The organism is Streptomyces sp. CLV115, from assembly GCF_038448545.1.
Lineage (GTDB): Bacteria > Actinomycetota > Actinomycetes > Streptomycetales > Streptomycetaceae > Streptomyces > Streptomyces sanglieri.
In genome coordinates this window covers 21452-37110 of the sequence record NZ_JBCEWQ010000001.1, presented here as the reverse complement: position 1 = coordinate 37110, position 15659 = coordinate 21452, and the positions used below count along the sequence as shown (strand labels likewise).

Annotated in this window: 6 protein-coding genes and 1 pseudogene; 5 read left to right on the top strand and 2 right to left on the bottom strand. The window is 69.0% G+C overall.

Features of this window, described 5'->3' with window-relative positions:
* Window positions 1–165 precede the first annotated feature (165 nt).
* Window positions 166–1085: pseudogene (locus AADR41_RS00095) on the bottom strand (M56 family metallopeptidase).
* A gap of 260 nt (window positions 1086–1345) precedes the next feature.
* Here AADR41_RS00095 and AADR41_RS00090 point away from each other — a divergent pair.
* Together AADR41_RS00090 and AADR41_RS00085 are read left to right on the top strand one after the other, a co-directional pair.
* Window positions 1346–1753 (top strand): effector-associated constant component EACC1, encoded by a 408-nt coding sequence (locus AADR41_RS00090; RefSeq protein WP_342279267.1) that lies wholly within the window; start codon window positions 1346–1348, stop codon window positions 1751–1753.
* Window positions 1750–5625 (top strand): caspase, EACC1-associated type, encoded by a 3876-nt coding sequence (locus tag AADR41_RS00085; protein ID WP_342279266.1) that lies wholly within the window; start codon window positions 1750–1752, stop codon window positions 5623–5625. Before AADR41_RS00090 ends, AADR41_RS00085 begins: the two co-directional genes overlap by 4 nt.
* A gap of 36 nt (window positions 5626–5661) precedes the next feature.
* On the opposite strand, the gene AADR41_RS00080 is transcribed toward AADR41_RS00085, so the two are convergent.
* A complete protein-coding gene (locus AADR41_RS00080; RefSeq protein WP_342279265.1) occupies window positions 5662–6708 on the bottom strand; it encodes a beta family protein in 1047 nt (348 codons plus the stop codon).
* A 73-nt stretch (window positions 6709–6781) separates the two neighbouring features.
* Between AADR41_RS00080 and AADR41_RS00075 the strand changes: the two genes are divergently transcribed.
* The 3 genes from AADR41_RS00075 to pglX all read left to right on the top strand — a co-directional run bounded on the left by AADR41_RS00075 (window position 6782) and on the right by pglX (window position 15615).
* Window positions 6782–6937, top strand: coding sequence for a hypothetical protein (locus tag AADR41_RS00075; RefSeq protein WP_342279264.1), 156 nt, complete (start codon window positions 6782–6784; stop codon window positions 6935–6937).
* 372 nt (window positions 6938–7309) lie between these two features.
* Window positions 7310–11986 (top strand): BREX system serine/threonine kinase PglW, encoded by a 4677-nt coding sequence (gene pglW / locus AADR41_RS00070; protein ID WP_342279263.1) that lies wholly within the window; start codon window positions 7310–7312, stop codon window positions 11984–11986.
* Window positions 11983–15615, top strand: coding sequence for a BREX-2 system adenine-specific DNA-methyltransferase PglX (pglX, locus tag AADR41_RS00065; RefSeq protein ID WP_342279262.1), 3633 nt, complete (start codon window positions 11983–11985; stop codon window positions 15613–15615). Before pglW ends, pglX begins: the two co-directional genes overlap by 4 nt.
* Window positions 15616–15659: the final 44 nt, after the last annotated feature.

Here is a 15659-nt window from a genome sequence, read left to right as displayed (position 1 = left end):
CACCGATGTCGAGCTGGAGCAGCCCGACGAGGATCCGGGCATTGCGGATGAGCGGATCACGGGACCGTACGGCCCGTCCAAGATCGAGATCCAGCCCCTCAACCCGACGATCAACTGCGCCGGATGCCGGCTTTCCGTCGGGTTCTGTGACTCGGGCCCCACGCCTTACAGCGGCGTCGCCACTTCGAGTACGACGAAGAGTGCGAAGGCCGCGTTCAGCGACGAGAGGGTGGACACGGCTGTTCCCGAGGCGGCGACGAACGCCGCGACGCCTGTCGAAGTGAGCGCCGGCGGCCAGCCGCGCTCCGGTGGCACCGAACCCAGCAACGCGGCCACGCGTCGCGGGACGGGCCCGGCCACGGCGAAGGCCGCGAAGGCCGGGGCGGCGGCCCGGTGTGAGACGAGCGCCGCCTTCCCGACGGCGCGGGCAGTAAGCAGCCGGTCACCAGTGTGGAGGGCAGCCTCCTCGTCCGCCCAACGTTCGGTGGTGTACGAGATGGCCACGCGGAGAGGCCGCAGAAGTGGATTGGCGTAGCCGGCCAATTGGGCGGCCAGCAGCAGGCGGTGCTGTCGGCACGCCAGATGCGCCCGCTCGTGCGCGAGGAGTGCCTGCTGCTCCGCCGTGGTCGGAGAAGCGAGCATGGCGGAAGAGACCATGGTCCTTCCCGGCGAGCCGGGTAAGGCGTATGACATCTCGTCGGGCAGCAGGGCGACCTCGCCCGTCGTGGACAGCGGGCAAGCGTCCTATGCGCGCGGGAACGAAACGATAGTGAGCCCATAGCATCGACGCGCAGACCAGGGCCACAGCCGCGAGGGCGACGATCGCCGCCCTTGCCCGCGAGCCGATCGTGCGGGACAGCCTCCCGGACCTCGTCGTCTGACCAGCCGTCCGGAAGCGGGTTTCCGGGAAGCTGAGCCGTCCCGACCACAAGACGCCTACATGCGTCAGCTCGTGATTCCGCTCGGACAGCAGCCGGGCCAGTTCTCTGACCCGTGCTTTCAGCGCGTCGACCTCCTCGCTCTTCGGTGAGGAGAGCACAGATCGACCGCGTCCTTCTCGAACCCTTCCGGGAGCTACTTGCCACGAGGCATGGCAGACCACTTCCACCCGCAGAACGCCACGCGACCTGCCGTTCAGGTGTCGGTCTCGAAGGGGTCGCATCGCACGACCCGGTGTGCGAAGAAGTCGATGCCGATCCGGACAGGAAGGACCGCACGGGCCGAGCTGCGCGTTTCACGCCATTGACCGGCCGGTTTCGGCTACCCAGGGAGCGCCGCGCTATGCCCCAGATAGCCTTGCGGATCCGTGTATCCGCCGCATGGGGAACCAAAGGACACAGTGAACGTGAGCACCATCCACGCGGGGCCGGTGGGCTACCGCCTCTCCATCGTCGACGAGGACCCGCTGCGCTCCCGGCGCGAAGCGCGGGAGCTGCTCGCGGCGATCACCGACACAGATCCGCACGCCGCACTCGATGTTCCCCGACCTCAGGATCCGGGCACCGACGACAGTCTCAAGGGCGGCCCGGCCGCCGACCTGATCGGGCTAATGTTCGGCGGCGGTTCCTTGGCCGCCGCCGCCGTTCAGATCTGGCTGGCACGCGTGCCGCAGCGGACCATCGTCGTCACCCGGCCCGACGGGGCGACGCTGCGCATCTCCGGGAAAGAGGCGCGGGTCGACGACGAGCGGATCGAGCGTTTCCTCACCGACGGCTCGGAGGACCTCCACGGAGACGGACCGACCGCCGAGTGAGTGACAACGACCGGTACGCCATGCTCATCGGCGTATCCACGTACGACAGTGACCGCTACCACGATCTGCCGCCCGTCCGGGCCGACCTGCACTACATGCAGGCGGTGCTGGAGAGCACCGAGATCGGCATGTACAACGACTGCGCGATAGTCGCCGAGCCGACCCGCGCCGAGATGCTGCACGCGATCGAGACGTTCCTGGAGGAGCGGCAGCCCATCGAGACCGCTCTGCTCTACTTCAGCGGCCATGGAGAGTTCTGCGAGGCGGACGGCCAGCTGTACTTTCTCACCCGGGATGCCGATCCGGACGACCTGCCGGGAACGGCGGTGCCCGCCGAGTTCCTGGAGCGGATGCTCCAGTCCTGCCGGGCATCCTCGAAAGTGGTACTGCTGGACTGCTGCTCCAGCGGTTCCGTCGTACAGGGCTGGACCGCCAAGGGCGCATCCAAGTCGGATGCCCGGCCCGCGCCCAGCACACTGCTGCATCCGACCGGGGTGTACTTCATCACCGCCTCCGACGCCCTCCAGGCCGCTTCGGCGATGGCCCCGGCCGGGTCCTCCCTCGGCACCTCCCGATTCACCGGTGAGATCGTGGAGGGGCTGCGTTCGGGGCGCATCAAGGACAGTGGCTGGATCACACCGGACGACCTCTTCACGTACCTGACCGCCCAGATGGTGCGCGCCGGAGTGCCGCAGGAGCAGCGGCCGACCAAGTCCACGATTCGGGCCACGAGTTCGCTCCCCCTGGCACGCTCCGTGGCGCGGTCGGTGAACCTTCCCGCCCTGCCCGGCGACGGCAGCACCCGGGCCGACCGGAACACCTCCCCCGCGCTGCTGAAGGCGCGGGAACTGGCCGGGCTCGACGCCCGGGACGGCGTCGACCGGCAACGGCTGCTGCGTTACTACGTGCACTGCTTGAGCGCGCAGGCGGCGTCGGGCATGCTGCCCGATCGGGACAGCGGACGAGGCTCCGCGTACTTCTTGCTGGGGCAGGGGTCCGAGACGATCCAGTCCGGGCTCGGCCCCACCTTCCCCGCTCCCTCCCAGCTGCCGAGGCCGAAGGGTGGAGGGGCCGGATCTGCGAATGGAGCCGGGCTCCAGGAGTACTGGTACGGATATCCGGCGATCACCCTTCCCGAGCGCGGCGGGGACGGCCGACGCCGGGCCGCGGTGCGGATCGCGCCGTTGCTGATCCAGTCGATGGAACTCGCCCCCGATGAAGACGGCCGTGACAGGCTCCGCCCGAACGGGGTTCCCTCTCTCCACACGGGGCTGATCACGGACCTGCTGGACGATGAGGCCGCTGCGGACCTCCTGGCCCGCTGGCAGCCGACCTGGCAGGAGGGCAACGGCACGCAGATGGTGCGGGCCGTGCGCGAGCTTCTGGCGGAACTCGGTGTTCCGGAGCTGGAGCCCTTGGACCTGTCGGCGCTCAGTGAGCGATCCGTGATGGACTCGCTACGGCCCGGTGCTCATAACGCCGCGGTTCTCCTCGCGCCCTCGGGTGTGGAACGGATCGCGACCGAGGCGCTCGTGGACAACCTGCTCCAGATGTCGACACGTACCGCACAGATGCCCGGCACCGCGCTGGACGCGCTCCTCACGGGCGGCGACGAGGCGGTGGTGGACCGTGAAGCGCCGGGTGTCGTCGCCCCGGGGCCGTGCAACGAGAGCCAGGAGCGCGTGATCAGCGCGGCGATGACCCGTCCACTGACCGTCGCAACCGGGCCACCCGGTACCGGCAAGAGCGAGGTCGTGACGGCCGTGGTCGCGACGGCCGTCGCCGCAGGCCAGACCGTGCTGGTCGCCTCCACGAACAACGAAGCCGTAAACGTGGTGGCCGACCGCTGTGACGCGATCTCGCCCGGCCTGCTGATGCGGACGGGCAACGCCGCGGCGCTGGAGCGGGAGGCCGCGAAACTGGAGCAACTTCTCAGCCGCTCCGCTGAGCCTCCGGGACGCGGGACTGCAACCGTGGCCGGTGACCTTCGCAACCGGCACGCGCGAGCGCTCGCACACCGGGCGGATGCGGCGCGGCTGGTGGGCGACGAAATGACGTTGGTGGAGTTGCTACGGCAGCGCGCCCAGGAGGCCGACACCCTCGGCCTGGCCGTAGAACTGCTCGAAGGGCTCTGGGCCGACGACGAGACCGACACGCTCTCCCGCTGGGAGGAGCGGGCCCGTGGGGCCGCCCGGGCCCGATGGTTCGGCTTCGGCCGATGGCGCAGGGGACGTGCCCTCTCGGCGTTCGTCGCCGGTTCCGGTGCGGCGCCGGCCGACCCGTGGCCGTCCTGGGCCTCGGCACGGCCCGCGCCACCCGAGCTCCTGCTCGCTCTGGCGGAGGCTGTGGCCGTGGAACGGGCGCTGCGAGAACGCGTGCCCCTGCTCCTCGGCCGGGACGAGGAGCAGCTGAAGCAGGCACGGCTGGAGACGGCCGCCGGGCTGTCGGAGGTGTCGGGTGAACTGGCCCGGACCGTGGCGGCGGAGGCCATGACCCGAGGACGCTCGCTCATGGGCCAACGGCTCCAGGCGCTGCGTCGCCGGTCAGGCTTCCAGAAGAGCCAGCGCAACCTGATGACGCACCTCAAGGCGTGGGCCATCAGCACGCATTCGGTGCGCCAGCTGGAACTGACGCCGAAGCTCTTCGACCTGGTGGTGATCGACGAAGCGAGCCAGTGCTCGATCCCGGCGGTCCTTCCCCTGCTCTTCCGGGCCAAGCGGGCACTGATCATCGGTGACCCCATGCAGCTCGGGCACATCCCCGGCATCACGGCGCAGCAGGAACGGCAGGCGCGGGTGCGGGCCGGGCTCAGCGCCGCACAGCTGGAGGACCACCGGCTCGCCTACCACGTGTACGCGTCGTACCACGCGGCCGCACAGCACGGCGAGTCAGCGCTGCTGCTCGACGAGCACTACCGCTGCCATCCAGCGATCGCGGACATCGTCAACGGCTACTGCTACGCGGGACAGTTGCAGGTCCTCACTGACGTCCGCAGGCAGGTACCGGCTTCCGATCCGTTCGGCAGGAACGACCCGGCACCGGTGCTGGGGTGGGTGGACGTGCCCCACGGTGAGTCGGCGCGGGGTGGCAGCGGCCAGTCATGGCGCAACGCGGCGGAGGCGGGGCGGGTGCGGGAGACGGTGGACGAGCTACTGCTGCGGCTTCCGCCGGATGCGACGGTCGGTGTGGTCACGCCTTTCCGGGCCCAGAAGGAAGTGCTCGCCCGCTTCTGGCCGGACAATGAGCGGGTCAGGGTGGGAACCGTGCACGCCTTTCAGGGCGGGCAGCGCGATGTCATGGTCCTGAGCCCGGTAGCAACCGACAACACCCCTCCGCGGACGGCGCATTGGGTGGCGAGTCAGGTCAATTTGTGGAACGTTGCCGTCACCCGGGCAAAGTCTCAGCTGATCACCGTGGGCAGTCACGCGTTCTGGCAGGAACAGGCGGGGCTGCCCGCATTGCTCGCCGAGCGGTCGGCGGTGCTGCGCACGGACGCGTATGCCGACCAGGACACCGCGGTCAGGGCGGAGACGGTCTCCGGCGTCCGCGAAGAACTCGCGGACCGGCTCCAGGAGTACCTGGGGGAACGCGGGATCACCGATCTGGAGCGTGCGGCCGTCGTCGGTGGGCAGACCGTGGATCTGCTGTTCACTGTGGACGGCACGAATACCGCCGTGCTGATCGATCCTGGCCCCCGCAACAACCAGGATCCGGCCCGGCACCTGCGGCTGACCCACGCACGGGCCGACCTGCTGACCGGACTCCCGTCCGGTGGTGCCGGGGCGAAGGCCGGGCCGGTGACCCGGACTGTCCGGGTCCCGGCATGGCGGATCCTGGCCGGCAAGGCGGTGTTGGAGCCACTGTTCAGCTGATGCGTCGGGGAGCCGAACAGGGACAGAAAGGCGCCGTCATTCCCGCAGGCTCCGCACGACGTAGGTCATGTGCTGGAGGTTGCCGACGCGAAGCCAGACGGAGGCATTCCCGGTGCCCTTGGTGCCGTAGCCGCACGCGCAGTCCCTCAGCCAGCTCTCGCCTGCACCGGCCACCGCGCCCCGGAAGTCAGGCAGTTCAAGCAGCTGGCGGGCCGCCGCCCGGTTCACGGCGGTCCGGTCCTCGCCTCGCGCAAGTACTTTGGCGAGGACGAACGACTCGGCGGTGGTGTAGCGAAGCACGCCCCAGGCGGGGCCGCCCCCGCCCGCCGACGGCTCGCGTGCGATGGCCCGGGCGGACTGGATGCCGTAGTCGCCGAAGCTGAGCCACGGGACGTAGGCGCGGGCGGCGGCGGTCAGCTCACGCCGGACGAGCCAGTCCGTGCGAGGTTCGGCGCGCAGTCCTTCCTCCAGCATTTTCGCGGTCACGGACGGGAACCCACCGCTCAGAAAGGCTGCGGTTCTCCAGGGCGTCAGGGGCATCAGAGCGTCGAGCGCGCGCAGTGCCTCCTTTCCGGCACCGGGGCGATCGCCCAAGACTGTACCCAGGTCGAGGAGCAGATCCGCCTCGTCGGCAGGATCCAGGCGGGCGAGCAGGGCGCGAACAGCGTGGGCTGCGTGATCGTCCCACTCGCCCGGCAGTGCCACCCGTATGCCGACGCCGCTCCCGCTGCGCCTCGCAGCCTCCAGCGCGGCTGTCTGCTGGAACTCAGGACGGTCGGGCCCGGTGACCGGACGCAGTGCGCTCAGCTCACCGAGGTCGGCCAGCACGGACATGAAGACCCGCAGTTGGACCTCCCCTGCGAAGGGGGTATCGATCCAGGCCGGATGATGGCGCTGCACTCTGCTCACAGCATGCGCTTCGCGCCGTGTGTGTGCGACGAGTACGTCGCGTACCGACCCATGACGCGGCGGAAGGTTCCAGAGCGGCACCACCGATCCCTGAACAGCCGGACTCAACTGCCGGTACGCCGCGATGGCATGCGGCGCCGCCGACAGGACGGGAACGTACGACGGTCCGGACATGACGGCTCCCCCTTGGCTGTGCCCGTGCCCTGGCTCCCCTTCTTCAGGGTCTACCCCGTCGGCATTTCGCGGAATGACGCCTTTTCGGCCTGGGTGGCTGGACTACGCCAGCGGCCTGCTCACCAAGATCGGCTACTCGGATGGCACGCTCGACGCCACCTTCGGCTACGACGGGGCGGGACGCATGACCGGCTCCAACACCCTCACAGGCGGGGACCCGGCCGGGTAGATCTCCCCCGCCACTATCGGGCGCGCCACCTGCGCCTGCGACCACGACGCCAGAGGTGACCAGGTCGCCACGCTCGAGGACGGCGCGGTCACCCAGCCGCGCCCAGTGGGACCCCGACGTCCCCGGACTGCCTCGCAGCCAGAGCACAGAGATAACGTCCCATTTACCCAGATATAGCCAGTTCGGGACGTAGTACCGACCTTTCGGTAATCATCCCCATGCCTCTGCGGCTTCATCGAGGACACCTCCGGTGTCAGCGCTCACGGTTAGGATTCACGGGGTCTGCGACCTGGTCGGGCCGGCGGTGGAACGGCACGGGGTGCCCGGGAGCGGACACCCACTCGGCACGGAATCAAAGGGCGGGGACAGCACATGCGGGAAGGCCGGTGGACCACGGTCACCGAGTCCGAGTTCGACCATGAGCACCGCGGTCTGGAAGCCATCCGGGAGAAGCTGCCGGACTCCGACCCCTGGCGGGCCTGGTCGAATTTCACCTTCACCGCGAACACCGGACACGTCCGCGAGGTCGATCTGCTCGTCGTGGCCCCCGGCGGCGTATGCATGATCGAGCTGAAGGACTGGCACGGCTCCGTGACCAGCGAGAACGGCACCTGGATCCAGACCACCCCCGGCGGCCATCGTCGTCCCCACGGAAATCCCCTCCACCTAGTCAACAAGAAGGCGAAGGAGCTGGCCACGCTGCTCGGCCAGAACGGCAGGCGGGTGTGGGTGGGCGAGGCGGTCTGCTTCACCGACGGCGGCCTGCGGGTCCGGCTGCCAGCGCACGACCAGAACGGTGTTCATACCGTCGCCGAGCTGGTGGCCATGCTCCAGCAGCCGCCGCGCGACGAAAGGCGCCGGATCACGGCTGTCGACTCGCGCGATATCAAGACAGCACTCGACCGGATCGGCATCCGGCGCAGCGAAGCCGAATACAAGGTCGGCCCCTACCAGCTCGAGCGGAAGTCCTTCGATTCCGGTCCGACATGGGCCGACTACCGGGCCGGCCACACAGAACTGCCGGAGATCGCCCGCGTCCGTGTCTACTTGAGCGAGCGCGGCTCGGACGCCACCCTCCGGCGGTCGGTGGAGAACGCCGCCCGTCGCGAGGCAGCGGTACTCCAGCGGTTCCGCCACCCCGGAGTCGTGGGGCTGAAGCAGTACTTCCCGTCCGGGCATTCCGCAGGGCCGGCTCTGATCTTCGACTACCACCCGCACACCCTCCGCCTCGACGAATACCTGCTCCAGCACGGCAAGAAGCTCGACATCCTCGGCCGGATGGCCCTCGTCCGCCAGCTCGCCGAGACGATGCGGTCCGCGCACTCCAGCCGGATCCACCACCGGGCGCTGGCCGCCCGCTCCGTACATGTCATCCCACGGGACCGTGGCCGCCAGGGGCACACCGTCGGCGAGGACGCTGCCTGGCTCACCCCCCGCCTGGAGATCTCGGACTGGCAGATCGCCACGCAGCGCGGCTCCGGCTCGAGTGGTGCCACAGGCCAGGGCATGACCCGCTTCGCGCCCACAGCCCTGTCGGCGATGCACCTGTCCGAAGGTTCCGACCCCTATCTCGCCCCCGAGCTGACCGCTCTCAGCGCCGACCCCGTCTACCTGGACGTGTACGGTCTCGGAGTCCTCACCTATCTACTGGTGACAGGCAAGGCTCCGGCGGCGAGCCAGGCCGAGCTGCTCGCACGCCTGGAGGCGGGTGAGGGCCTGCGTCCCAGTTCCCTCGTGGACGGGATGTCCCCGGACATCGACGAACTGGTGCAGGCGGCCACCGCATACCGGCCGGGCCAGCGCCTGTCCTCGGTGGACGAGTTCCTGGAAATGCTGGAGCTGGTCGAGGACGGCCTGACGGCGCCGACGACCGCACTTGTCGAAGCCGAAGCTGAGTTCGAGACCCCCGAGAAGGACCCGCTGGAGGCCGTGGCGGGTGATGTGCTCGGCGGTCGCTGGGAAGTCCGCCGCCGTCTCGGCACCGGGTCCACCAGCAGGGCGTTCCTCGTACGCGACCTGGAGGCGGAGGCGCGCAGGACGCGCCCGCTGGCGGTACTCAAGGTGGGCCTCTCGGACAGCCGCGGCGACGTGCTGGTCCAAGAGGCAGAGGTGATGGGCCGGCTGCGCCCGGACTCCCGGGTGATCCGGCTCGTCGAGCCGGAGCCGCTGCGCATCGCGGGGCGTACCGTCCTTGCCCTGGAGTACGTGGGTGACGAACGCGAGGCCTCCGACGACGCTGCCGAGGCCGCCGAGACCGGCACCCGGACCCGACCCCGTCGCCGCGAGGAGACGGTCGCACGCCAGCTCCGCGAGCGCGGCCGGCTCCAGATGGACCAGCTGGAGGCATACGGCGACTACCTGTTCGGCGCCGTCGACTTCCTGGAGGGCGAGAGCGTCTGGCACCGCGACATCAAGCCGGACAACATCGCCATCCGCATCCGCCCCAACCGCACCCGCGAGCTGGTCCTGATCGACTTCTCGCTGGCGGGCTACCCGGCGAAGGAGTACGAGGCCGGCACGGAGGGGTACCTCGACCCGTTCATCGGCACCCTGACCCGCACCGCGTACGACTCGCACGCCGAGCGGTACGCCGTCGCGGTCACTCTGCACCAGATGGCCTCCGGCGAGCTGCCCAAGTGGGGCGACGGCTCCGTGCCGCCTCGGATGACGGACCAGAAGGAAGTCCCGCACGCGGCCGTCGCCGCCGACGCCTTCGAACCTGCCGTGCGGGACGGCCTGGTGGCCTTCTTCCAGAAGGCCCTGCACCGGGACGCATCCAAGCGCTTCCCCGAGCTCAAGCCGATGCGGGATGCCTGGCGGAAGATCTTCCTGGACGCCTCGCAGACGGTGCCGTCCAGCCACCGCTCCCGCCACCCCGAGCCGGTCGTCGACCAGACCCCGGCCGACGGCGGGCCCGTCATCGCGGACGCCGAACCCCTCACCGCCGACCAGCAGCGCGACAAGCTGGCCGCGGCGGTCACCCGGGACACGCACCTGTCGTCCGCCGGCCTCACCCCGGCCGCCGAGTCCTTCCTGTACGGCCTCGGCATCACCACCGTCGGCGGCCTCCTCGACTACAGCCGCAGCAAGCTCCTCAACGCCCCCGGCCTCGGCACCAAGACCCGCACCGAGGTGCAGCGCCGCCAGCGCCAGTGGGGCAGGCTGCTGAGCGAGGCGCCCCTCTCCCCGCTGACCCCGAAGGGCCGGGCCGAAGCCAAGGAAGAGCTTGCCCAGCTCACCGTGACCGAGTCGGCGGTGCTCGGCGCCCTCGCCGCGAGTGACGGCGCGGGCGGCTTGACAGGGCAGGCGCTGCGTTCGGTCAGCCTGGACACCCTCGCCACGATCTTCGTGCCCGAGCTGAACAACAACCGCTCCAACAGCAACAAGGTCGAGATGGTCCGGCTCCTTCTCCGGCTGCCCGACGAGCGCGGCGAACTGCCCGACATCGGCGTCTGGCCCAAGCAGAAGGACGTGGCGGAGGCCCTCCATCTGTCGGCGGGACGTATCCCGCAGATGCTGAAGGAGGAGCGCAAGCGCTGGAAGAAGCTCCCGGCGGCGCAGGCTCTGCGCGAGGAGATCATGGATCTCCTCGCGGGGCTCGGCCGTGTCGCCTCCGCCGTCGAGATCGCCGACGCCCTCGCCGTACGGCGCGGTACGCAGCTCTCCGAGCGCGAGCAGCGTCGGGCGCTGGCACTGGCTGCGGTACGGGCCGTGGTGGAGGTGGAGCAACTTGAGCCGGAGGAGGCCGAGTTCCAGCACCAGCCCAACCGCAAGGCCACCGAGGAATCCCTCGCCGCGGGCCTGCTCGCCCTGGACGTCCGGGACGGCGACGCCCCGGACACCCCGACGGCCCCCGGCCTGCTCGACTACGCGATGCGCCTGGGCAGGACGGCCGACCGGCTCACCCGCCAGGGGACCCTGCCGACCGCAACCACGGTCCTGAACGAGATGGGCGCGCTCGCCCCGCCCCCCGGCCTGGTCGAGTGGGACGAGCGGCGCCTCGTCGAACTGGCTGCCGCCGCCTCGGCGAACGCGGCGGCGACACCGCGCCTGGAGATCTACCCTCGCGACCTGCCCCTGGTACGGGCCCTCCGGCTCACCCAGGCCGGCCTGGTCCGACTGATCCCGGGCGTGCCGGAGGCCCGTCAGCCGGGCCTCACGGGCGAGGACATCCACGAGCTCGTACGAGCCCGCTTCCCGGAGCTCGTCGTCCCGGACGGCCGGGGCGGCTCGACGCACGAGCTGCCGACCGGCGGCCCCCTGACCAAGGCCCTGCGCGACGCCGGCTTCGAACTCACCCTGTTCACGCGCGAGGACACCAAGACCCTGCGCTACCTGCCCACGCGGATGGACAGCGCGTCCAGCTACCTGACGAGCGGCGCCTGGCGCCAGACTACCGACACCGGCGCGGTGACGCGGTACTCGGACGACCCGCTCCTCGCGGGCGCGGTCCGCGCCGACGAACGGCTCATCTCCTCGGCGCGGCAGGACGGTTATCGGGTCCTGACCGTGCACCACGGCCGTACGGTCGACGCGGTACGGGAACTCACCGCCGCCCGGATCGGCGCCCAGCCGGTCTCCGTGACCGAACTCTTCCTGGAGTCCATGCACTCCCTCGTCCCGCCGGCCACCAAGCCGACCTGGGAGACCCTACTGAAAGCGGATGTCGCCGAGCCGGGCTCGCGGGGCGCGCTGAAGTTCGCTGAGTACGTGACGACGGCCTGGGGCACGGTAGAGCCGCGCGTGCGGGAGCTTCTGAAGCCGGAGGCGGGAAGTGGGCCGGTCCTCCTGACGGAGGCGGGCGTGTTCGCCCGGTACGACGCAATGGGCGTCCTGGACCGGCTGGGCGAAGCGGCGCGGCAGGGCGGGCGGGGGCTCTGGCTGCTGGCGCCGCAACCGGACCCGGCGCGGGAGCCGCGGCTGGGGTCCGTGGCCGTGGCGTACCAGGCGGGCCTGGGCGAGTGGATCGAACTTCCCGACTCGTGGGTGAAGAACGCCCACCGGTCGGGTGCAGTGCAGCTGGATGGAACCGAGGGAGACAACAAGTGATCGACCGCAAAGCCCTGTTGAACGACCTGAAGCAACAGGTCAATGCGGTTGAGACGGACCTCGGCAAGCAGGTGAAGGCGGTTCCGGAGGTCGGCGCGCGACTGAAAAGCGAGTACGACCGGGCACGGAAGCTCGGCCGTACGGCGGCGACCTGGAACACGTGGCTGGACGAGCGTGTCACGCAGGTCGCGGTGGCGTGGGTGCTCGGGTCGGTGTTCGTCCGCTTCACCGAGGACAACGGGCTCATCCCGGAGCCGTACCTGACGGCTCCGGAGCCGGACCGCCGGGACCTGGCGCTGGCGCGGTACGAGGACTACATGGCCAAGTCGGAGGACCCGACGTACCGGGGCTGGCTCGAGCGCGCCTTCGAGGAGCTGGGCGCGGGGCAGGCGGGCCGGCTGCTGTTCGACCAGCGGCACAACCCGCTGTACCAGATCCCGTTGTCGCACGACGGTGCGCGGGAGTTGGTCGACTTCTGGCGTGAGCGGGACGAGGCGGGTGTGCTCGTCCACGACTTCACGGATGTGCTGGAGGAGGAGGGCGACGGTACGGAGGGCTGGGACACGCGGTTCCTGGGTGACCTGTACCAGGACCTCAGCGAGGCGGCCCGGAAGACGTACGCGCTGCTCCAGACCCCGGAGTTCGTGGAGGAGTTCATCCTCGACCGGACGATGGACCCGGCGGTACGGGAGTTCGGCTACGAAGACCTGAAGATGATCGACCCAACGTGCGGGTCGGGGCACTTTGTGCTGGGGGCGTTTCGGAGGCTGGTGCGGCTGTGGGGGGACGGGCAGCCGGGACGTGATCTGCACGAGCGAGTGCGGGCGGCGCTGGACTCGGTGCACGGGGTGGACCTGAACCCGTTCGCGGTGGCTATTGCGCGGTTCCGGTTGCTGGTGGCGGCGATGGCGGCTAGTGGGGTGCGGACGCTGGGGGATGCGGCGAAGTACGAGTGGCCGATTCATCTGGCGGTGGGCGACTCGCTCATTAAGCACCGGCACAAGCAGGGGAATCTGTTCGACGACTTGGAGGAAGAGGGCGCGGACGAGCTCGCGGACTTCAAGTACGAGACGGAGGACGTGCACGAGCACCCGGGGATTCTGGAGCCTGGGCGGTACCACGTGGTGGTGGGGAATCCTCCGTACATCCAGGTGAAGGACAGGAAGCTCAACGAGTTGTATCGGGAGCTGTACGACGCGTGTGCGGGGAAGTACGCGCTGTCGGTGCCGTTTGCGCAGAGGTTCTTCGAACTGGCGAAGGGCGGGAACGCCGAGAGCGGGCGCGGGTATGGCTTGGTCGGGCAGATCACGGCGAACTCGTTCATGAAGCGCGAGTTCGGCACTCGGCTCATCGAGACGTACTTCGGGCACGAGGTTGAGGTGACCGAGGTAATCGACACCTCGGGGGCGCACATCCCGGGGCACGGGACACCGACGGTCATCCTGGTGGGTATGCAGCGCGGGGGGAACCGACGCTCCGAGACAATTCGCACGGTGCGTAGCGTCCAGGGCGAGCCGTCGGCACCGGAGATGCCGGAGCAGGGGCACGTCTGGCGAGCGATCGTCGAACAGATCGACAAGCCCGGCTCGATTAGCCAGTGGGTCTCTGTGGACGACCTGGACCGAAAGCGCTACTTCGGCAAGCAGCCCTGGATCCTGGCCAACGGTGGCCTGGAGATGGTTGGGGGACTCGCTCAAGCCAGCACTTCTTCATTGTCCTCGATCTCGGATTCAGTTGGCATCACCAGCTTTACCCTCGAAGACGACCTTTATCTGATCCCGCCTCGGAGTGCCCGCAGACGCGGGTTGCCAGATGAATATCGGCGCCCAATGGTCACCGGTGACCTCGTCCGGGACTGGACCGCAGAGGGATTCGACGACGCGGTTTTTCCGTATGATGGCGACTTCTCCCCAATCTTTGTTGAAGACGTAGCGCCCGTACTCCATTACATGTGGCCGGGCCGGACCGTAATCTCACGTAATCTTATGTTCGGCGCCAAGACAAAGGTGGATGCCGGTCTCCGCTGGACGGAGTACGGCCGCCTGACTCACAAAAAACTCCGGACACCACTGTCGATCACGTTTGCGGAAGTTTCGACACACAACCATTTCGTGCTGGATCGAGGCGGGAAGGTCTTCAAACAGACTGCACCCGTGATCAAGCTCGACGCGGATGCCAGCGAAAGTGATCACCTCCAGCTAATCGGACTCCTCAACAGCTCAACAGCCTGCCTCTGGCTTAAGCTGAATTGCCACGACAAGGGTATCCGCGGAGAAGGTGGCGGCTTTACTAGTAGCGAGTGGGAACGATTTTATCAATTCAACGGATCAAACGTCGAGCGATTCCCGCTGCCATCCAAGTACCCCACCATCCTCGCCACCGCTGTAGACGCCCTCGCCCATCGATATATCTCCGTCACCCCCTCCACACTTGCTTACGATTCCACCCCCGCAACTCCCGCGCTCCGCGAGGGCTTCGACAACTGGCACTCCATCCGCGCCCGGATGATCGCCCTTCAAGAAGAACTGGATTGGCAGGTCTACTCGCTCTACAACCTGCACACCGAAGATCTGCGCGTCTCCGAGGACCCTGACTCCCCCGACATCCCCAAACTCGCCCTCGGTGAGCGAGCCTTCGAGATCGTGCTCGCTCGTCGGGTCGCCGCAGGCGAGGCGAGCGATGAGTGGTTCAAGCGGCACGGATCCACGCCCATCACCGAGATCCCCGACCACTGGCCCGCCGCCTACCGCGAGGTCGTCCAGAAGCGCATCGATGCCATCGAGTCGTCCCGCGCAATCGGCATGGTCGAACGCCCCGAGTACAAGCGGCGCTGGGCCACCGAAGGCTGGGACGCCCTCCAGGACAAGGCTCTCCGGTCGTGGCTGCTCGACCGGATCGAGGACCGGGCCCACTGGTTCGACGAGAACGGGATGCCCGCCCTCGTCACGCTCCCCCGGCTCACCGACAGCCTCTCCCGCGACGAGGACTTCGTCTCCGTCGCCAAGATCTACGCACCCCGCAAGGAACTGCCCGCCGTCGTCGCAGAGCTGATGACCGACGAGCACGTACCGTTCCTCTCGGCCCTCCGCTACAAGCCCGCCGGACTGAAGAAGCGCGCCGACTGGGAACACGTGTGGGACCTCCAGCGCCAGGAAGACGCCGCCGAGGATGAGCCGGCCAAGCGGAAGATCCGGGACACCATTCCCGTACCGCCGAAGTACACCTCGGCCGACTTCCTGCGCCCCTCCTTCTGGCGGGCACGCGGCAAGCTGGACGTTCCCAAGGAGCGGTTCATCTCATACGGGCAGACCAACGCAGCCACCCCCGCCTTGTACGGCTGGGCCGGCTGGGATCACCGGGAACAGGCGTACGCGCTCACCACGTACATCGCCACCCACGAGACGCTGACCGCCGAGGAGACAACTCCGTTCCTGGCAGGTCTCCTCGAACTCCAGCCGTGGCTGGACCAGTGGCACGACGAGTTCGACTCGTCCTTCGGCTCCTCCCCAGCTGCGTTCTTCCGGGGTGACCGGCAGATGGAGCAGGGCAGGCACGGCCTGACGGACGACGACCTGCGCGCCTGGCGCCCGGTGGCGGTCACGCGAGGACGTCGTACAGCGAAGAAGTAGGCCCAGGTACGCCGACGGCCTCCGCGACCGGCAGGTCTGCGGAG